This window comes from Longimicrobium sp., from assembly GCF_036280135.1.
Taxonomy (GTDB): Bacteria; Gemmatimonadota; Gemmatimonadetes; order Longimicrobiales; family Longimicrobiaceae; genus Longimicrobium.
Genome location: NZ_DASURI010000527.1, coordinates 1 through 3,239, shown reverse-complemented (window position 1 = coordinate 3,239; position 3,239 = coordinate 1). Strand labels below are relative to the sequence as shown.

The following is a 3,239-nucleotide window of genomic DNA, read 5'->3' as shown; positions in this document are numbered from 1 at the left end:
CCTGCAGACGGCCTGGTAGGCACGGGCGGAGGACAGGACGCGGGAGGAGAGCACTCTCCTCCGCGTCCTTCCCGCTTCCGTGCGTGATGCCCGTCCGCGCCCGGCGTTCTCGCCGAGCAGAGGCGAGGCGCATCGCGGATTGCCGGATGGCCTCCCCGGACGGCCGGCCCGGCGCGGATCAGGCCCGGTGCGCGACGGGTGCGTGCCTCAACCGCGCCGCATCCGGCGTCCCGCATCACCCGATCGCGTCCGTAGAACCGTCCGTTCGCGCGGAGACGGCGGCGCGCGCCCGAGCCCGGGCGCGCAGGCCGCCTTCACGCGGGACCAGGCTTCCACGGACGCGATTGGAGGATGCGGGCCGGGCGCGGCGCGGTTGCGCCGGCCCTGTACCATGGCGGGACGTGCGTCCGTGGATCGTGGACGAGGCCCGGAGGCGGAGACCCGGCGGATGATCCGCGGCGGGCCCATCGAGCGGGGGTGGACGAGACACGCGGAGGAGAGATGGATCTCCTCCGCGTCGTCCGTTCCGCGCATCACCAGCAGCGGCGAAGGACGCGGCACCGTTCCGCGGACGGATGCCGCAGAGAGAGGGGGAGAGCGTGATCTGCGACGGTACGCTGGCGAGGGAGGAGGGACCGTGCCGCGTGGCGCGGCACGGTACTTGGCTTGCAGCCAGCGGCGCCCTCGATGCGTGTCTTTGCGGCCGGAGCTTTGCCACCCGCCGATCCATGACCACGGAACGATCCTCCTCCGGGCGCTACACCGAGCTGCGGTCCGCGCTGGCCCACGTGCCCGCCCGCACGGCCCTGGGCTACCTGGCCGTGGGCGTGCTGTGGATCGTGCTGTCGGACCACGCCATCTCGCTCGTGACCGACAACCCCGCCGACGCGGCGTGGATCCAGACCGCCAAGGGGTGGGGCTTCGTGGTGGTGACGGCCGTGGCCCTGTACGGGATGCTCGTCCACAACCTGCGCGAGGTGCTGGCGTCGCAGGCCGGGCGGCAGGAGCAGGCCGCCCTGCTGCAGGCCGTGATCGCGGCCACGACGGACGCTGTGTTCGTCAAGGACCTGGACGGGCGCTACGTGCTGGTGAACGACGCGGGCGCCGCCATGCTGGGCGTCACGCGCCAGGCGCTGACGGGCCGCACCGACGCCGACGTCTTTGCCCCCGCCGACGCCGAGCGCGTGCGCCGCAACGACCAGCAGGTGCTGGAGTCCGGGCAGCCCGTGACGTTCTCCGAGACGCTGGAGATGGACGGCCGCACGCGCATCATGCTGGCCACCAAGGGCGTGGTGCGCGACCGCGAGGGACGGGTGACGGGCATCATGGGCATCTCGCGCGACGTCACCGAGCAGCGCCGCACGGAGGAGCGGTCGCGGCAAAGCCAGAAGATGGAGGCCATCGGCCGGCTGGCGGGGGGTGTGGAGCACGACTTCAACAACATGCTCGTGGTCATCGGCGGCAACGCCGACCTGCTGCTGATGGACCTGCCCGACGACCATCCGTCCCGTTCAATCGCCCAGGAGATCAAGAACGCGGCGCGGCGCGCGGCGGACCTCACGCGGCGGCTGCTGGCCACCAGCCGGCAGCAGCCCCTGCAGCCGCGCGCCGTGCCGCTGCCGGAGCTGGTGGAGGGCATCCTGCCCATGCTGGACCGCCTGCTGGGCGACGACGTGACCCTCGTGGCCCAGCTGCCCCCCGGCGACGCCACCGTCCGGGCGGACGCGTCGCAGGTGGAGCAGGTCATCCTGAACCTGGCGGTCAACGCCCGCGACGCCATGCCCGGCGGCGGCACGCTGACCCTGGCCGTGCGTCCCGACGCGACTCCGCCGGGCGGCGATGGCTCGTACGTGCTGCTGGAGGTGACGGACACGGGCGTGGGGATGGACGACGCCACGCGCGCCCGCATCTTCGAGCCCTTCTTCACCACCAAGGAGCCGGGCGGGGGCACGGGGCTGGGGCTGGCCACCGTCTACGCCGCCGTGGAGCAGTCCGGCGGGATCGTGGAGGTGGAGAGCGCGCCGGGGCGGGGCACGCGGTTTCGCGTCTTCTTTCCCCGGGCGCAGCCGGACGCGCCGTCGGCGGATGCTGCCGCGCCCGCCGCCGCGCCGCTCCCGGAGGGCGCGCCTTCCACGGAGACCGTGCTGGTGGTGGAGAACGACGACGCGGTGCTGCGCCTGGCCGCCGCCGTGCTGCGGCGCGCCGGCTACCGCGTGCTCGAGGCGCCGGATGGGGCGCGGGCCGTGGAGAGGGTGGGGGAGGAGCGCGGGCGCGTGGGCCTGGTGCTCACGGACCTGATGATGCCGGGGCTGAGCGGGCGCGACCTGGCGCGCCTGCTGGCGGCCACGCACCCGGAGCTGCCCGTGATCTTCATGACGGGTTTTGACCACGCCGCGCCGGACGAGCCCGGCCTGCCGCCCGGCCGCCTGCTGCAGAAGCCGTTTACCCCCGAGGTGCTGGTGGATGCCGTCCGCGAGGCCCTGCGCGGCCCTCGCCCCGGCTGACTTCCTGAGAGGATGTTGAATGATCCGGATGGACTAGAAGCGTCATCCTGAGGAGCCGCCGCGTAAACCTCGCCCGTGCATGACCCATGGCGGCGACGAAGGATCTTGCCCGCGAAGCTCGGGGGCGCCCCTGGTGCACGAAATTCGTCTGGATGGAAGTTGCAGGCTCGGGAGCTTGTGGCAGCCTCCGCGCGAGCGCCCCCTCCGGGCTCGCGGAGCTCGCCCACCTCCCCCAAAAAACCTGGGGGAGGTTGACGTAGGCGACTTTCATCCTACAGGGTGCGCGCAGCGCCGGATGACTCCGGATGACGCCTCGCAGAGGCCGGTTTGAACAGCCGCCGCGCACGCATCCCGCCCTGCACTCCCGTCGAGCCCGGGCAAACTCTTCCTGATCGCGATCGGGTGGATGATGTGCACGGGCGGATTTCCGTGTGCGGCACCGCCATCATCCTGCCCCTCCGAAAAAACGCGGATCCCGTCCCCTTGCCGAAAGCGGCCCCTCTACCAAGGGACGCCGTCCTCCTGCTGGTTCCGCCCGGTCCGCGACCGGCCGTCGCGTCGACAGAAACCCTGCGCTTCCAACCTCCCCCAGGGGTTTTTGGGGGAGGTGGGCGAGCTCCGCGAGCCCGGAGGGGGCGCTCCGCGCGGACGCCGCGCCCGCGCGAAGATCCTGCCCCTCCTAAAAACGCGGATCCCGTCCCCTTGCCGAAAGCGGCCCTTCTACCAAGGGACGCC

The 3,239-nt window shown here is 72.5% G+C and carries 1 protein-coding gene; it reads left to right on the top strand.

Annotation, left to right across the window (positions count from 1 at the left end):
* Nucleotides 1–728 precede the first annotated feature (728 nt).
* A complete protein-coding gene (locus VFZ20_RS17015) occupies nucleotides 729–2,504 on the top strand; it encodes a hybrid sensor histidine kinase/response regulator (RefSeq protein ID WP_329685112.1) in 1,776 nt (591 codons plus the stop codon).
* Nucleotides 2,505–3,239 lie beyond the last annotated feature (735 nt).

What these genes read in the sequence shown, in the direction of transcription:
- VFZ20_RS17015 (WP_329685112.1), top strand. Translation starts at nt 729, where the DNA reads ATGACCACGGAACGATCCTCCTCCGGGCGCTACACCGAGCTGCGGTCC.